The organism is Amycolatopsis sp. FU40, from assembly GCF_021903635.1.
In the GTDB taxonomy this organism is placed as follows: domain Bacteria; phylum Actinomycetota; class Actinomycetes; order Mycobacteriales; family Pseudonocardiaceae; genus Amycolatopsis; species Amycolatopsis dendrobii.
In genome coordinates this window covers 5,663,242-5,677,093 of the sequence record NZ_CP091381.1, presented here as the reverse complement: position 1 = coordinate 5,677,093, position 13,852 = coordinate 5,663,242, and the positions used below count along the sequence as shown (strand labels likewise).

General features: G+C 67.8%; 15 protein-coding genes. 11 read left to right on the top strand and 4 right to left on the bottom strand.

Going from position 1 to position 13,852, the window contains the following annotated elements; translation table 11 throughout:
• The first annotated feature begins 87 nt into the window (after window positions 1-87).
• The 3 genes from L3Q65_RS26760 (at window position 88) to L3Q65_RS26750 (ending at window position 2,721) form a co-directional block, all read left to right on the top strand.
• Entirely contained in the window at window positions 88-852 is a 765-nt protein-coding gene (locus L3Q65_RS26760) for a metalloregulator ArsR/SmtB family transcription factor (protein ID WP_237596978.1), read from the top strand.
• A 308-nt stretch (window positions 853-1,160) separates the two neighbouring features.
• Window positions 1,161-2,228: a transcription termination factor Rho gene (gene rho / locus L3Q65_RS26755; RefSeq protein ID WP_182891171.1), complete on the top strand. Its 1,068-nt coding sequence runs from the start codon at window positions 1,161-1,163 to the stop codon at window positions 2,226-2,228.
• A 1-nt stretch (window position 2,229) separates the two neighbouring features.
• Window positions 2,230-2,721: a GNAT family N-acetyltransferase gene (locus L3Q65_RS26750; RefSeq protein WP_237596977.1), complete on the top strand. Its 492-nt coding sequence runs from the start codon at window positions 2,230-2,232 to the stop codon at window positions 2,719-2,721.
• A 101-nt stretch (window positions 2,722-2,822) separates the two neighbouring features.
• On the opposite strand, the gene L3Q65_RS26745 is transcribed toward L3Q65_RS26750, so the two are convergent.
• The gene (locus tag L3Q65_RS26745; protein ID WP_237596976.1) at window positions 2,823-4,193 is read right to left on the bottom strand and encodes an APC family permease; all 1,371 of its coding nucleotides are present in this window, start codon (window positions 4,191-4,193) and stop codon (window positions 2,823-2,825) included.
• Between the two features lie 188 nt (window positions 4,194-4,381).
• On the opposite strand from L3Q65_RS26745, the gene L3Q65_RS26740 reads away from it, so the two are divergent.
• The 3 genes from L3Q65_RS26740 (at window position 4,382) to L3Q65_RS26730 (ending at window position 6,891) form a co-directional block, all read left to right on the top strand.
• Window positions 4,382-4,867 carry an Lrp/AsnC family transcriptional regulator gene (locus L3Q65_RS26740; RefSeq protein WP_237596975.1) on the top strand — a complete coding sequence of 162 codons (486 nt, stop codon included), beginning with the start codon at window positions 4,382-4,384 and terminating at the stop codon, window positions 4,865-4,867.
• 168 nt (window positions 4,868-5,035) lie between these two features.
• A complete protein-coding gene (locus L3Q65_RS26735) occupies window positions 5,036-6,418 on the top strand; it encodes an aspartate aminotransferase family protein (protein WP_182891174.1) in 1,383 nt (460 codons plus the stop codon).
• A gap of 65 nt (window positions 6,419-6,483) precedes the next feature.
• A complete protein-coding gene (locus L3Q65_RS26730; protein ID WP_009082327.1) occupies window positions 6,484-6,891 on the top strand; it encodes a hypothetical protein in 408 nt (135 codons plus the stop codon).
• Between the two features lie 60 nt (window positions 6,892-6,951).
• On the opposite strand, the gene L3Q65_RS26725 is transcribed toward L3Q65_RS26730, so the two are convergent.
• Window positions 6,952-8,436, bottom strand: a complete 1,485-nt coding sequence (locus L3Q65_RS26725; protein WP_237596974.1) for an alpha/beta hydrolase — start codon at window positions 8,434-8,436, stop codon at window positions 6,952-6,954.
• A gap of 80 nt (window positions 8,437-8,516) precedes the next feature.
• The gene (locus L3Q65_RS26720; protein ID WP_237596973.1) at window positions 8,517-9,332 is read right to left on the bottom strand and encodes a class I SAM-dependent methyltransferase; all 816 of its coding nucleotides are present in this window, start codon (window positions 9,330-9,332) and stop codon (window positions 8,517-8,519) included.
• Window positions 9,333-9,387: 55 nt separating this feature from the next.
• Between L3Q65_RS26720 and L3Q65_RS26715 the strand changes: the two genes are divergently transcribed.
• The 5 genes from L3Q65_RS26715 to L3Q65_RS26695 all read left to right on the top strand — a co-directional run bounded on the left by L3Q65_RS26715 (window position 9,388) and on the right by L3Q65_RS26695 (window position 12,584).
• Window positions 9,388-9,843 carry a MarR family winged helix-turn-helix transcriptional regulator gene (locus L3Q65_RS26715; protein WP_182891177.1) on the top strand — a complete coding sequence of 152 codons (456 nt, stop codon included), beginning with the start codon at window positions 9,388-9,390 and terminating at the stop codon, window positions 9,841-9,843.
• 84 nt (window positions 9,844-9,927) lie between these two features.
• Window positions 9,928-11,127 (top strand): FAD-dependent monooxygenase, encoded by a 1,200-nt coding sequence (locus tag L3Q65_RS26710; protein WP_237596972.1) that lies wholly within the window; start codon window positions 9,928-9,930, stop codon window positions 11,125-11,127.
• A 29-nt stretch (window positions 11,128-11,156) separates the two neighbouring features.
• A complete protein-coding gene (locus tag L3Q65_RS26705; protein ID WP_182891179.1) occupies window positions 11,157-11,549 on the top strand; it encodes a MerR family transcriptional regulator in 393 nt (130 codons plus the stop codon).
• The gene (trxA, locus tag L3Q65_RS26700; protein WP_182891180.1) at window positions 11,546-11,854 is read left to right on the top strand and encodes a thioredoxin; all 309 of its coding nucleotides are present in this window, start codon (window positions 11,546-11,548) and stop codon (window positions 11,852-11,854) included. Before L3Q65_RS26705 ends, trxA begins: the two co-directional genes overlap by 4 nt.
• Before the next feature lie 79 nt (window positions 11,855-11,933).
• Window positions 11,934-12,584, top strand: coding sequence for a DUF998 domain-containing protein (locus L3Q65_RS26695; RefSeq protein WP_182891181.1), 651 nt, complete (start codon window positions 11,934-11,936; stop codon window positions 12,582-12,584).
• On the opposite strand, the gene L3Q65_RS26690 is transcribed toward L3Q65_RS26695, so the two are convergent.
• Window positions 12,566-13,696: an MAB_1171c family putative transporter gene (locus L3Q65_RS26690; protein WP_182891182.1), complete on the bottom strand. Its 1,131-nt coding sequence runs from the start codon at window positions 13,694-13,696 to the stop codon at window positions 12,566-12,568. The two genes, L3Q65_RS26695 and L3Q65_RS26690, sit on opposite strands and share 19 nt — an antisense overlap.
• Window positions 13,697-13,852: the final 156 nt, after the last annotated feature.

Sequence of the window (13,852 nt, the reverse complement as noted above, 5' to 3'; positions counted from 1 at the left end):
CGAGGCGGTCAGTAACTCGCCTCGGCGCTGACCTGTGTTTACCTCCGCCGACTTGACATGCAGGCATTTGCCTGCCTTACTGTAAGTGTGCAACCCGACCTGGACAAAGTGTTCAAGGCGCTGGCGGATCCGACCCGCCGGTACCTGCTCGACCAGCTGCGCGAGGACAACGGGCAGACGCTGGGCGAGCTGTGCCGCCGGCTGGAGATGACGCGGCAGTCCGCGACCCAGCACCTCGCCGTGCTGGAGGCGGCGAATCTGGTGAGCAGCGTCCGCCGCGGCCGGGAAAAGCTGCACTACCTCAATCCGGTGCCGCTGCACGAGATGCAGGAGCGGTGGGTGGACCGGTTCGAGCAGCCGCGGCTGCGGATGCTCAGTGCCGTCAAACGTCGAGCAGAGGAAGCCATGAAGCCGAGTTTTGTGTATGTGACCTACATCGAGAGCACGCCGGAGAAGGTGTGGCACGCGCTCACCGACCCCGAGCTGACCGGGCAGTACTGGGGCCACCGCAACGAGTCCGACTGGAAAGTGGGTTCGAGGTGGGCGCACGTGCGGACCGACGGGTCCGGGATCGCCGACGTCGGGGGCGAGGTCGTCGAAGCGGTTCCGCCGAAGCGGCTGGTCACCACCTGGTTCGACCCGAACGGCCCGGAGGACCAGGAGCCGTCTCGCGCGACGTTCGACATCGAACAGCACGAGGGCATCGTCCGGCTGACGGTGACCCACGAGGACCTGCCGGACGAGAAGGCGCACCAGGACGTGTCCGGCGGCTGGGCGGCGGTGCTGTCGAACCTGAAGTCGCTGCTGGAGACCGGGCACGTGCTGCCGCAGGCTCCGTGGGAGATGCCGTGACGGTCGCGCGGGAATAGACCCGCGGCCAGGTTTGTTGGGGTCTGGTGAGCGTCGGCTTTTCGCCGGGCAGTCGCTCACGAGGCCCCTTTCGCGTGCAGTGCCGGTTGTGCGGCCGGAACCGATGCGCTACTCTCAGCGCATACCCCAGGAAGTCGGCCCCGCCGCCCAGGGGTTCCGCCCTCTCCGCCAGCGTGAATCAACGCGACGCGGATCGGCGTTCTTTCCGAAGCCCGTCGCCTGACCCGCTTCGTCTCATCCGGCGGTCCGCCTTTTCGCGTCGACTGTCACTGCTCAAGGAGCCACAAACCATGACACAGCAAGGAATTCTCGACATCCACGGCAAGACCGCAGCCCTGGGCTACACCCCCGGCGGCCCGTCGGTGCCACTCTCAGTGATCCGCACTCACGGCCTGCGCCGCGGCGACGAACTCGTCCTCGACGACGGCGAACTCATCTCGGTCAACGGCCGCCCGCCTGGGGAAAAGCGCCCCGATTTCGAGAAACTCACCCCCATTCACCCGGACCAGCGATTGGTCCTGGAAACCAGCAGGCACCAGCTCACCACGCGCGTCCTGGACCTCGTCGCACCCCTGGGCAAAGGCCAGCGCGCGCTGATCGTCGCCCCGCCGCGCACCGGCAAAACCACTGTGCTGCAAGCGATCGCGCAAGCGGTAGCAGTCAACCACCCCGAGGCGCACCTCATGGTGCTGCTCGCCGACGAACGCCCCGAAGAAGTCACCGACATGACCCGCTCGGTGCACGGCGAGGTCGTAGCGTCCACTTTCGACCGCAAGCCCGCCGAACACACCGCCGTCGCCGAACTGGCCCTGGAACGTGCGAAACGCCTGGTCGAAACCGGCCGTGATGTCGTACTGCTGCTGGATTCCCTGACCCGGCTGGGCCGCGCATACAACCTGGCAGCCCGCACCTCCGGTCGCATCCTGTCCGGTGGTGTCGATGCCAGCGCGCTGCATCCGATGAAGAAAATCCTGGGCGCGGCAAGGAACATCGAGGGCGGCGGTTCGCTCACCATCATCGCCACCGCACTGGTCGGCACTGGTTCGCTGGCGGACACAGTGTTCTTCGAGGAACTGAAAAGCACCGGCAACTCGGAACTCCGCCTGGACCGCATGCTCGCCGACCACCGCGTTTTCCCCGCCGTAGACTTCTTCGGCTCCGGGACTCGCCGTGACGAGTTGATCGTCCCGCCGCAGGAACTGGCCGTCATGAACGAAGTCCGCCGGGCGTTGTCCGCGCAGGATCCTAAGCGGGCCGCGGAACAGTTTCTGGAACAGGTCCGCACGACGAAGTCCAACGCGGAATTCATCGCCCGGGTGAACGCTTCCCTGGCCGTTCCGGCTACGGCGGCTGCCTGAGTTGCAGACCGAACGCCTCCGCCTCACCCCGATCGGTCCGCATCTCGCCGACGAGTTGTACCGCCTGCACCTGGACTCTGGAATCGCCCGCTGGTACGGCGGCTGGACCCGCGCCGACGCGGAAGCCCGCGCCGCGGAGATCGGCCGAAGCTGGCAACGCGACGGCGTCGGCAAATGGCTTGCCCACCACCGGGAATCGGGAGAACTCATCGCCCGCGGCGGACTGTCCTATCAGGACGTCGACGGTGTACGACGGCTGGAGATCGGCTGGGCAGTACGCGAGGCGCACTGGGGAAGCGGCTACGCCACCGAGATTGGTCTCGCTGGCCTGGCCCGCGCACGAGAACTCGGCGCTGCGGTAGTCGTCGCCTTCACCGAGGTGCACAACGTTCGTTCGCGTGCGGTGATGGAACGACTCGGCTTCGCCTACTGCCACGATTTCCCGCATCGAGGCGAACCGTTCGCCCTTTACGCAATCTCGCTTGATACCTGAGCCGAGTTCGCCACTGTCGCCTAGACGGAACCGCTCCGCTCTTTCGGATTCTGCCTTCTCTCCGTCGCACCGCGAGCCGCCCATCGTCACCTGGGCAAGGGTCAGGGAATCGTCACCAGCCACCGATCCTTCCGCCGCCGCAGGTACCCCCACCAGTACCCGGCCGAAACCACCAGCACCCCGGCCGTGATCGCCAGGTCCAGCAGGCTCTGCGACACCAGCACGTACCCCAGAGCCAGCACCGCCGCGACAGGCACGACCGGCCACCCGGGCATCCGCCAGACCTGCGGACGCCGGTGTGCCGGCCGCCGCGCCCACAGCACGCTCACCGAAATCGCCAGATACAACGCGACCACGGCCACCCCGGTCACGCCGCTCAGCGTTTCCACTGGCACGAAACACAGCACTGCTTCCGAGACGCCGACCACGAGCGTCGCCACCCAAGGCGCACCGAACCGCGGACTCACCACGCTCAACGCGCGATTCACCGGTTCCGGCCACGCGCGATCCCGCCCCGACGCGTACAGCACGCGCGAGTTCTGGATCACCATCACGATCACCGCGTTCACGATCGCCGCCGCGATGCACAAGCTCACGATCGTGCCGAAGGTCGAACTGCTCCAGCTCACCACGAGTGCGGTCAGATCGAGGTTTCCTAGCGTCGCGAGATCCGGCACACCCAGCGTGATCGCGACGACCGGCACCAGAATCACGACCGCGCTGACGCCGAGCGTCCAGAACACGGTCCGCGACACCGTCTTGTGCGGTTCGCGCATTTCCTCCGCCAGATACACCGCGGTCGAGAACCCCTGCACCACGAACAACGCCACTGCGAGTCCGGCGATCACCGAGACCAGTGCGATGGGATGCAGTCCGTCCATGCTGGGACGCACGAGCACTGTGGCCGGACGGTCCGCGTGCGCGAAGCCGAGCACGGACACCACGACGATCGCGACGATCTCGATCACCAGGAAAATCCCGGTCAGCCAGGCATTCGACCGCAGGTTCACCAGGCCCATCCCGGTGGACGCCAGCATCACCAGCGCACCCGCCACGGACGGATCGACGTGCACGAGCACTGTCAGGTAGTCGGCCACTCCGATCGCGATGATCGGCGGCACCACCAGGATCACGATGAACGACAGCACGAACGTGATCCACCCGGCGAACCGGCTGACCACTGTGGACACCATGGCGTACTCGCCGCCCGAACTCGGGACCAGCGTGCCGAGTTCGGAATAGCAGAAGGCGATGCCGACGCACAGCAGCACGGCGAGCCCGATGGCCAGCGCGGTGCCGGTGCCCAGGGAACCGAACAGCGGCGGGACGAGAACGAACAGCGACGACGCGGGAGTCACGCAGCTCAGCGTCAGCAGCGTACCGCCGCCGACTCCGATCGATCTGGTCAGCGAGCGGGGCGCGGGCGAACCGGCGGCAGTGTCGGTCTGGACGGGGACCGGATGAGGCGGCATGGGGATCCCTCCGTCGGCGGCGCTGGAATTCGACGGATGGAACAGGACGGGTCGGTCGTTGTCAACGGCCGAAAGACGACGAAATCCGTTGTCGGGCACCCTGGCCGACGGTCCATCCGGACACTCAGGGTGCCTGTTTGCCACGCTCCCGGTTGCCTGCGGGAGGGGTGACCCGAGATGATCCCGGAATGCAGAGCCAGGACCCGAACCGGCCGGTGCCGCCGGTGGTCGACGACATTTCGAAGCAGATCATCGCCCAGTTGCAAGAGGACGGACGGCGGCCGTACGCCACGATCGGCAAGGCGGTCGGGCTGTCCGAGGCGGCGGTCCGCCAGCGGGTGCAGCGACTGTCCGATTCGGGCGTCATCCAGATCGTCGCGGTCTCGGATCCCTTGCAGATCGGGCTTTTTCGCCAGGCGATGGTCGCGATCACCGTCGACGGCCCGCTCGATCCGGTCGCCGACGCACTGGCCGAAATGGACGAGATCGAGTACGTCGTGCTCTGCGCCGGTCGCTTCGACGTGCTGTGCGAGGTGCTCTGCGCCGACGACGAGGCACTGCTCGACGTGATCTCCAATCGCATCCGGACGCTGCCCGGAGTGCGCACCGCGGAGACGCTCGTGTACCTCAAGCTGCGGAAGCAGTCGTACCAGTGGGGCACGCACCGCCGGTGACGACGAAATCCGAAGGTCTGTCTCGATGGAACTGCTGAAATTAGTCGTTGTGAGTGGCAGCGACGACTGATCCGCTTGCCAACCGGCGTCGGCTCGTGCGATAACCGAGAAGTCCGGCCGGTACGCCACGGTGCGTGCCGGCAGCTTCGAGGCCCGTTTCGAGGAGCCATGACCACGACCGCCGAACCCGCCGGGATCGCCACCGGCCAGGGCGCCGCCGCACACGACAACCTCTGGCTGCACTTCACCCGGCACAGCCAGGCCGAGCACTTCCCGGTGATCGTGCGCGGCGAGGGCGCCTACATCTGGGACGACACCGGCAAGCGTTACCTCGACGGTCTCGCCGGGCTGTTCGCGGTGCAAGTCGGTCACGGTCGTGCGGAACTGGCCGAAGCCGCTGCGCGGCAAACGAAACAGCTCGCGTACTTCCCGCTCTGGGGGCACGCGCATCCGCCCGCGCTCGAACTGGCCGAACGCTTGGCCGCCGCATCGCCGGGCGATCTCAACCGCGTGTTCTTCACCGTGAGCGGCGGCGAATCCGTGGAAACGGCGTGGAAACTCGCCAAGCAGTACTTCAAGCTGACCGGAAAACCCGCCAAGCACAAGGTGATCAGCCGCGCGCTGGCGTATCACGGCACGTCGCAGGGCGCGCTTTCCATCACCGGAATTCCCGGCGCGAAGGCCGATTTCGAGCCGCTGGTGCCGAGTACGCTGCGGGTGCCGAACACGAACTTCTACCGCGCACCCGAACACGCTGACGATTACCAGGCTTACGGCCGATGGGCCGCGGACCAAATCGAGCAGGCGATCGAATTCGAGGGCGCGGACACCGTCGCCGCGGTATTCCTCGAACCCGTGCAAAACACCGGCGGTTGTTTTGTCCCGCCGCCCGGCTATTTCGAGCGGGTACGCGAGATCTGCGACAAACACGACGTGCTGCTGGTGTCCGACGAGGTGATTTGCGCCTTCGGCCGGGTCGGCTACGACTTCGCGGCCAAGCGATACGGCTACCAACCGGACATCATCACCACCGCCAAGGGCCTGACCTCGGGGTACGCCCCGCTCGGCGCGGTGCTCGCGAGCGACCGCCTGATGGAGCCGTTCGCCGGCGGCGAGGCGACCTTCATGCACGGTTCGACCTACGGCGGGCACCCGGTTTCGTGCGCGGTCGCGCTGGCCAACCTCGACCTCATCGAGCGGGAGAACCTGTACGGCCATGTGCTGGAAAAGGAAACCGCCTTCCGGGCGACCCTCGACCGGCTGAGCGATCTGCCGATCGTCGGCGACGTACGCGGCACCGGATTCTTCTACGGCATCGAACTCGTCAAGGACAAAGCGACCAAGGAGACCTTCACCGCCGAGGAATCGGAACGCGTTTTGCGCGGTCATCTCTCGAACGCACTGTTCGAGGGCGGTCTCTACTGCCGCGCCGACGACCGCGCCGAGCCGGTGGTCCAGCTGTCGCCGCCGCTGATCTGCGACCAGCCGCAGTTCGACGAGATGGAGCAGATCCTGCGCGAGGCGCTCACCGGAGCGTGGAAATTGCTCTGACGCCCGCTGCCGCCCCGGTTGTCCCGCTACGCTGATCTTCGTTGCCTACCAACGGGAGGAAGCGCGTGGCGCAGTGGAATGACCTGGTCGCCTACATCAGGCAGACCTACCGGGTGATCCGGGACGACCCGGGCGAAATCCGGATCCGGGTCCTGTTCGGCGACGACGCGGAGACGACCGGGCGGGCGCAGGTCGTGGTGATCGCCAGGGAGATTTTCGACCAGCGCGAGGACTGGGTGCAGATCGCGACCCCGTTCGCCCGCGTGGACGAGGTCGATCTGCTCACCGTGCTGACCGAGGTAGGCCAGACGCTGGTGGTCGGCGGGCTCGTGGTGATGGGCGAGCATCTCGTGCTGCGGCATTCGCTGCCGCTGCTGAACCTCGACCTCAACGAGTTCACCGATCCGCTCGAACTCGTCGCCGGTTCGGCCGAGCTGCTGGAACAGCAGTTCACCGGCCGTGACGACTACTGAGCGGCCGCGGCCACGAAAAAGCGGGGCCCTGATCCGATCAGGGCCCCGCTTCGCGTTGGCTCAGTACGGTTGCGCAGCCGGCGGCCGCACACCGTCCATCCTGGACTGAACACTCGGCTCGACCGCCGGGCAGTGCTTGCCGCGGCCCGGGCTCGTGCCGTCGATCAGGAAGGCGTCCGCGGCGTCGGTGACGCACTGGCTCTTCTTGAAGTACGCGCCGTGGCCCCAGCCCTCGTAGGTGAGCAGCGGCGCACCGGACTGCTGCGACGCGCGCACCGCCCAGTCGTACGGCGTGGCCGGGTCGTAACGGCTGTTCAGCATCAGCATCGGCACGCCTGGCCGGACCGACAGCGGATGCTGCGGGTTGCGCACCGGGCTCGGCCAGCCCGCGCAACCGGCCGCAGCGCTCCAGCCCAGCGGCGAGAAGTGCAGGTCAGGCGACACCCTGGTGAGCGCACGCCGGTAGCTGTCGAGTTGCGGGTAGCTGGTGACCGGAAGCCGCCAGTCGGAGCAGAAGATGCTGTTGAACGGGTTCGGAATGGGGATGTCGTCCTTGGCGAAGGACGGCTCGGCCGGTTTCCCGTCGCGCAGGTCGACCAGCGTCTTCGCGAGCTTGTCCCAGGTGGGACCGTAGAAATTCTGCGAGAAGAGGCCGACGAACGCCATCGGGTCGAGTTTGTCGTCCGGGGTGCCGAGTTCGCCGCGTTCGGCGCGGGCGTACAGGTCCGCGGTCAGGGCGCTGATGTCCTGGCCGTGCAGCGCGCACGACGTCGTCCGGTCGCACCAGCCGGTGAACTGCTCGAACGACTCCTGCGTGGCCTCGGTTTCCGTCTTCAGGAACTCCCAGGTGCTGCGGATCGAGTGGTCCATGTTGCTGTCGAGCACGAGCGCGCGCACCCGGTCCGGGTACGCCTCGGCGTACTGCTGGCCCATCAGCGTGCCGTAGGAAACGCCGTAATAAGTGAGTTTTTCGTCGCCGAGCGCGGCGCGGATCGCGTCCATGTCCCGCACGACGCCGCGGGTGTCCGAACGGCTGGCGAGCGGCCCGGTGATCCGGTCGCAGCTGCGCCCGAGCGCGCGGTTGTACGAGAGCAGCTGCCGGAATTCGCCGGAATCCTTCGGCAGCACCGGGTTTTTCGCGGTGAGCTCGTCGAGCCCGCACTTGATCGCGGTGCTTTCCCCGACCCCGCGCGGATCGAACCCGACCGTGTCGAACCGCGCGGCGATCTTCGGCGACAGCGTCCAGCCGCTCTGCACCTCGCCCGCGCCCGCGCCGCCCGGCCCGCCGGGATCCATGAGCACCGAACCGATCCGGTGCGCGGGATCGGTGGCCTTGCGCCGCGCGAGCGCGAGCTGAATCGTGCCGTCGCCGGGACGGTCCCAGTCGAGCGGCACGGTGAGCTTGCCGCATTCGGCTCCCTGCCCGGTGGGACACGGTTTCCAGTCGATGGCCGCGGGGGCGGCGTTCGCCGGTGCCGCGGTGAACAACGCCGTCGCCGCGGTGACCGCGGTGGCGGCGACGGCCAGTTTCCTGCCCAGACCCAATGCCCTGCCCCTTCGGCGTGAACTGGAGACGTCAGAGTCCCCGATCTTGCCAGAAGGTGACGGGTGCCACTAGTGCGGGTTTACTGTCCTTTGTGGACGATGCGGGTGCTGGCCAGATGTACTTGGAAGACAAGCGGAATCAGCCCATCGGGTGCGGCCAGTGCGGGCGCTTCGGCGAGAAAGGCGGTTTTCAGCGCGCTGGAAGCCGATTCGGCGAGCGGGAAGAGGTTGTAGACGGTCGAGACGAAATCCCAGACCTGATCGAGCGACCCGCTGAAGTCGATCTCCTCGGTGCGCCACTGGACGGGACTGAACCCGGCCGGGGAGAGGATTTCGTCCAGGCCTGCCCGATCCCGCGTGCGCGGATCGCCGAGCCGGGGGATCCGCTGTTCAGCCGGGACTTCGGCGAGGATTTCCCGCAACAGCTTGCCGAACAGCGCGTACGCTTCGCCTCCCGCCGGCCCGCCGCCGAGGACGAGCGACAGCTGCCCGCCCGGCCGCAGCACACGGGCCAGTTCCGCGGCCACCTCGTCGATGTCAGTCATCAGCATGAACGCCATGTGCGATACGCAGGCATCGAACGCGTGGTCCGCGAACGGCAGTTGCTGCGCCCGCCCCTCCGCCACCGCCGCCGAACGCTGCCTCGCAAGAGCCAGATCGACACTTGAGAGATCAACCCCGATCGCCTGATGTCCAGCCGCAGCAAGGAGTTCAAGGAGAAATCCGTCGCCGCAAGCCAGATCGAGCACGCGTCCAGGGGAGGCGATCTCGTCCCGGAGAAGCTCGTAACTCGACCGTCCGCCGGCGCTCCGCCCGTCGCCGAACGCGCGCGACGTAACCGCCGGATGGCTTGCGTGGAAGGCACGAAAGAAGGTTTCTTGCGCAGACCTGGTCACTCTCCCAACTTACGCACCGGCGCGAAATCCCGCCTCGGCTTTGTAGAATCACCGGATGGCGGACGTGGCGACCGATCGGCGCGAGGCTGAGGTCTGGTGTTCCTACCAGCGCGTGCAGCGGGCGCTCGGCAGCGCGCTCGACCGGCAGCTGGAGCGCGACGCCGGGATCTCCGGAGCCGACTACGCCCTGCTCGTCCCGCTCGCGAACGAACCGGACGGCGTGCTGCGGATGCGCGAGCTCGGCGCGACCGTCGAATGGGACCGCAGCCGGTTGTCGCATCACGTGAGCCGGATGTGCAAGCGCGGGCTGGTCACGCGCGAGAACTGCACCGAGGACGCGCGCGGGGCGAATGTCCGGCTCACCGACGCCGGCCGGGAGGCGGTCGCGGCGGCACGGGAACAGCACGGCGAACTCGTGCGCCGGTATTTCTTCGACCAGGTCAGCGGCCCCGAGCTGGAGCTGCTCGGCCGCGTTTTCTCCCGGATGCTCACCCGGCTGGCACAGGACTGACCAAGATCGTCAGCGCTCCGTGCGGGCGCGGTAAGCGGTGCGCCGCAGTCTTGCCGCATCGCTTACCGATCCAGAGGAGCAGAGATGACCGGCAAGACCGTTCTCGTGTCCGGCGCCAGCGTCGCGGGCCCGTCCTCCGCCTACTGGCTGCACCGTTACGGCTATTCGGTGACCGTCGTCGAGGCCGCGCCGCAGCTGCGGCCGGGCGGGCAGGCCGTCGACTTCCGCGGCGAGCAGATGAAGCTCGTCGAAGCGATGGGCCTGCTCGACGACCTGCGGGAGCGCGAGACCGCGCTGCGCGAGCAGGTGCAGCTCGACCCGGCCGGTCAGCCCGCCTTCACCCTGCCGAGCGGGTTCACCAACGGCGAGCTGGAGGTCCTGCGCGGCGACCTCGCCCGCGTCCTCTACGACCACACCAAGAACTACACCGAGTACGTCTTCGGCGACCGAGTCACCTCGCTCGCCGAGACCCCCGACGGCGTCGACGTCACCTTCCGCCACGGCGGCCCACGACGGTTCGACCTGGTCGTCGGCGCGGACGGGATCCACTCCGGCGTCCGCACGGCGGCGTTCGGCCCGGAGGCGAAATTCCGCACCGACCTCGGCTACCACGTCGCCGGGTTCACCGCCCCCAATCACCTCCGCCTCGACCACGAGGGCCTGCTCTACAACGAACCCGGCCTCGGCGCGATCGTCACCAGCCACCGCGACCCGGAGACGGTCACCGTCGGCCTCACCTTCCGCGGCGACCCCGACGGATACGGCCGTCCCGACCTGGCCCGGCAGAAGGACATCGTGACCAGCGTCTTCGCCAACGCCGGATGGGAACTCCCGCGGCTGCTGACCGCCGTCGCCGACGCGCCTGACCTGTACTTCGACACCGTCGGCCAGATCAAGCTCGACAGCTGGTCGCGCGGCCGGGTCGTGCTGCTCGGCGACGCCGCCTGGTGCGCCGGGCCGGGCGGATCCGGCACCGGGCTCGCGATGATGGGCGCGCAGGTCCTGGCCGGGGAACTCGCCGCGGCCGGCGGCGACCACGCGACCGCGTTCGCCCGCTACGAGCAGCGGCTGCGCAAACCCGCCCGGGTCGGGCAGCGCAACGGAGCCGGTTCGGGCGACTTCCTGGTCCCGGCCACCGAGGAGAAGCTGCGCAAACGCAACCGGATGTACCGTTCGCTGGCCGGTCCGATCGGCCGCCGCGTCTTCGAGTACATGGGCAACCGCGCGGCGAACGCGGTCAAGTACCGCGAATACCCCCAGCCCCGCGCGCACGCCTTGCCTTGACGCTGACGGCAAGGTTTAGCGTCGGGGACATGCGGATCGGCGAACTGGCCCAGCGGACCGGGACCACGACGCGGGCCCTGCGCTTCTACGAGGCACAGGGCCTGCTCCCGGCGGCGCGCGCGGCGAACGGCTATCGCGAGTACGACGAGGACCACCTGCGGCTCGTCGAGGAAATCCAGACCCTGCGCACGGTCGGGTTCAGCCTCGACGACACCCGCCCGTTCGTCGACTGCCTCCGGACCGGCCACGACGCGGGCGACGCGTGCCCGGCGTCGGTCGAGGTGTACCGGCGGAAGCTGGAGGAGGTCGAAGCCTGCATGCGCGACCTCGCCGCGGTCCGCTCCGCACTGCTCGACAAGCTCGCCGCCGCTGCCACGCGCCCGGCTGACCCATGCACTGCCGAATCCGAGGAGCCCCGATGACCACCGACGCCACCTTCGCCGCCGACGTACTGGACCACGACCAGCCCGTCCTGGTCGATTTCACCGCCGACTGGTGCCCGCCGTGCCGGATGATCGCGCCGGTGCTCGCCGAGATCTCCGCGGAACGGCCCGGTCTCACCGTGCGCGAGCTCAATACCGACGAAAACCCCGAAACCATGCGCGCGTACCAGGTGATGGCGCTGCCGACGCTGATGCTGTTCCGCGACGGCGCCCCGGTCGCGTCGTTCGTCGGAGCCCGGCCGAAGGCGAAACTGCTCGCGGATTTGGACGATCTTCTGGGCTGAACCGGTGGATTTCCCCGTCTGCCCGGTGATCCGGTGACGGAACAGGTACAAAGAGTGCACGACTTCGGGGAGCCGTGCCATGACTGCTTTCGTGCGCTCTTACCTGTTCCTTCGCCGCGCCATCGGGGTGCTCGGGATCCTGCTGCCGATCGTCGTGATCGTCGGCAAGGAACTGCTCGAGGGCGGCGGTCTGCTCGGCTCGCTGAGCGGTTATTACTACAGCGATCTCCGGAACGTCTTCGTCGGCACGCTGTGCGCGATCGGCGTCTTCCTGATCGCCTATCGCGGGTACGGCCGCGTCGACGACATCACGGCCAACGTCGCGGCGATCGCCGGCATCTGCGTCGCGCTGTTCCCGACCCAGCCGGTCTCGCCGACCCCCGCCGAGCACGCGATCGGCATCGCGCATCTGGTGTTCGCCGCGATCTTCTTCCTCACCCTCGCGTTCTTCTGCCTCGTCCTGTTCACCAAGGACGACGGCGCCCCGACCCAGCGCAAACGTTCGCGCAATGCCGTCTACCGGACGTGCGGCATCGTGATGCTCGCCTGCCTGGTGCTGATCGTGATCAACGGCCTGTTCTTCAGCGCCGCCACAGCCGCCTTGCATCCGACGCTCTGGCTGGAATCGCTCGCGGTGTTCGCGTTCGGTTTCGCGTGGCTGACGAAGGGGCAGACGCTGCTGAGCGACCAGCCGCAGCCGCGGCCCGAGGCTCAGGCCAGCTTGCCGTAGGCCTCCGACACCTGGGTGAGCCAGGCGACCTCGGCGGCGAACGTCTTCGCGTCGTGGTCGTCGAACGCGCCGTTGTCCTGGCTTTCCGCCGGGGCCAGGCCGGAGGTCTTCGCCTCCAGCGCCTGGCGGATCTTGCGGGCCTCGGCCATCGCCTGGTCGCCGTCCGGGGTGTCGGCGCGGTCCATGTACGGCCGCAGCGCGCGCCAGCCGTCGCGGATCTCGATCACCCGGCGATGCAGCCGGTAGTGCAGGTCCGACCAGCGCCGATCGGTGTCTCCCTCGGTCGGCGGCTCCAGTGCGATGCCCGGCGAGGATTCGTACAGCGAATGCCAAAGCGGGTAGAGCGCGCGATAAGACCGGTAATTGCGCTGCCATCGCGCGACCGACGAGACGTGCTCGCCCCACGACGGCATGGTCAGCCCGAACGACACGATCACGATGCCCAGCGCGCTGAACACCGACGGCGCGATCGCCCACGCACCGAGGTGCCAGCCGAGCGCCGGGCTCACGATGTTCACCGCGCGCGTGGCGCAGTAGAGGAACAGCACGACCGCGCCGACCGCGAGCGTCCGCAGCGTCCGGCGCAGCCACACGCGCGACGTGCTCCGCGCGTACGGCAGGCACTGCAGGTAGATCGTCACGCACGGCACGGCCTGCGAAATGATGAAGAGCAGCAGGTAGGTGAGGATCACCGGGTCGCTGCTGCCCACCGCGAAGGCGGTGCCGGGGGTGCCCGGTTTGTTGCCGATGAAGAACAGCACGGTCAGCACGACGAACAGCACCGCGCCGGAAACGATCCACGCCCGGATCCGCGTGCGGATTTCCGCCGGGGGATTCGCCCACAGCATCAGCAGCAGCTGCGCGCTGATGCAGTACGCGACCGCGGCCAGGTGCAAGATCAAGATCGCCAGATTGGGGATCCCGAACAGCGAGCCGATGCTGAGCGAGAGCGCGCCGAGGGTGAAGGTGACGCACTGCAGGATCAGCGTCGTCATCAGCACGATGTAGGCCGGGTCGCGCCACGAGCGGCGCATCGAGAAAAGCTTGTACAGCAAGGCCGCGTACGAGGAGACCGCCGACAGCGAGAATAAGATGATCTTCAGAGTGTTCACTCGCGCCCCCGGAACGGCCTCAGCGCCCGGCGGGCGGAACGGTGTGCGCGGCAACCTTGGCGGAATTGTTCACGATCGGCGACCATACACCACCGCAAGTGCCGGAACTAGGGCCGGAAAACTGGTTCTGGCCTGGGCGAATTCCGAGTGGATCCC

Excerpts from the sequence above, each read along its gene's own strand:
- rho (WP_182891171.1), top strand. The coding sequence starts at position 1,161 with ATGACACAGCAAGGAATTCTCGACATCCACGGCAAGACCGCAGCCCTG.
- L3Q65_RS26745 (WP_237596976.1), bottom strand. The coding sequence starts at position 4,193 with ATGCCGCCTCATCCGGTCCCCGTCCAGACCGACACTGCCGCCGGTTCG.
- L3Q65_RS26740 (WP_237596975.1), top strand. The coding sequence starts at position 4,382 with ATGCAGAGCCAGGACCCGAACCGGCCGGTGCCGCCGGTGGTCGACGAC.
- L3Q65_RS26735 (WP_182891174.1), top strand. The coding sequence starts at position 5,036 with ATGACCACGACCGCCGAACCCGCCGGGATCGCCACCGGCCAGGGCGCC.
- L3Q65_RS26715 (WP_182891177.1), top strand. The coding sequence starts at position 9,388 with ATGGCGGACGTGGCGACCGATCGGCGCGAGGCTGAGGTCTGGTGTTCC.
- L3Q65_RS26710 (WP_237596972.1), top strand. The coding sequence starts at position 9,928 with ATGACCGGCAAGACCGTTCTCGTGTCCGGCGCCAGCGTCGCGGGCCCG.
- L3Q65_RS26705 (WP_182891179.1), top strand. The coding sequence starts at position 11,157 with ATGCGGATCGGCGAACTGGCCCAGCGGACCGGGACCACGACGCGGGCC.
- trxA (WP_182891180.1), top strand. The coding sequence starts at position 11,546 with ATGACCACCGACGCCACCTTCGCCGCCGACGTACTGGACCACGACCAG.
- L3Q65_RS26695 (WP_182891181.1), top strand. The coding sequence starts at position 11,934 with ATGACTGCTTTCGTGCGCTCTTACCTGTTCCTTCGCCGCGCCATCGGG.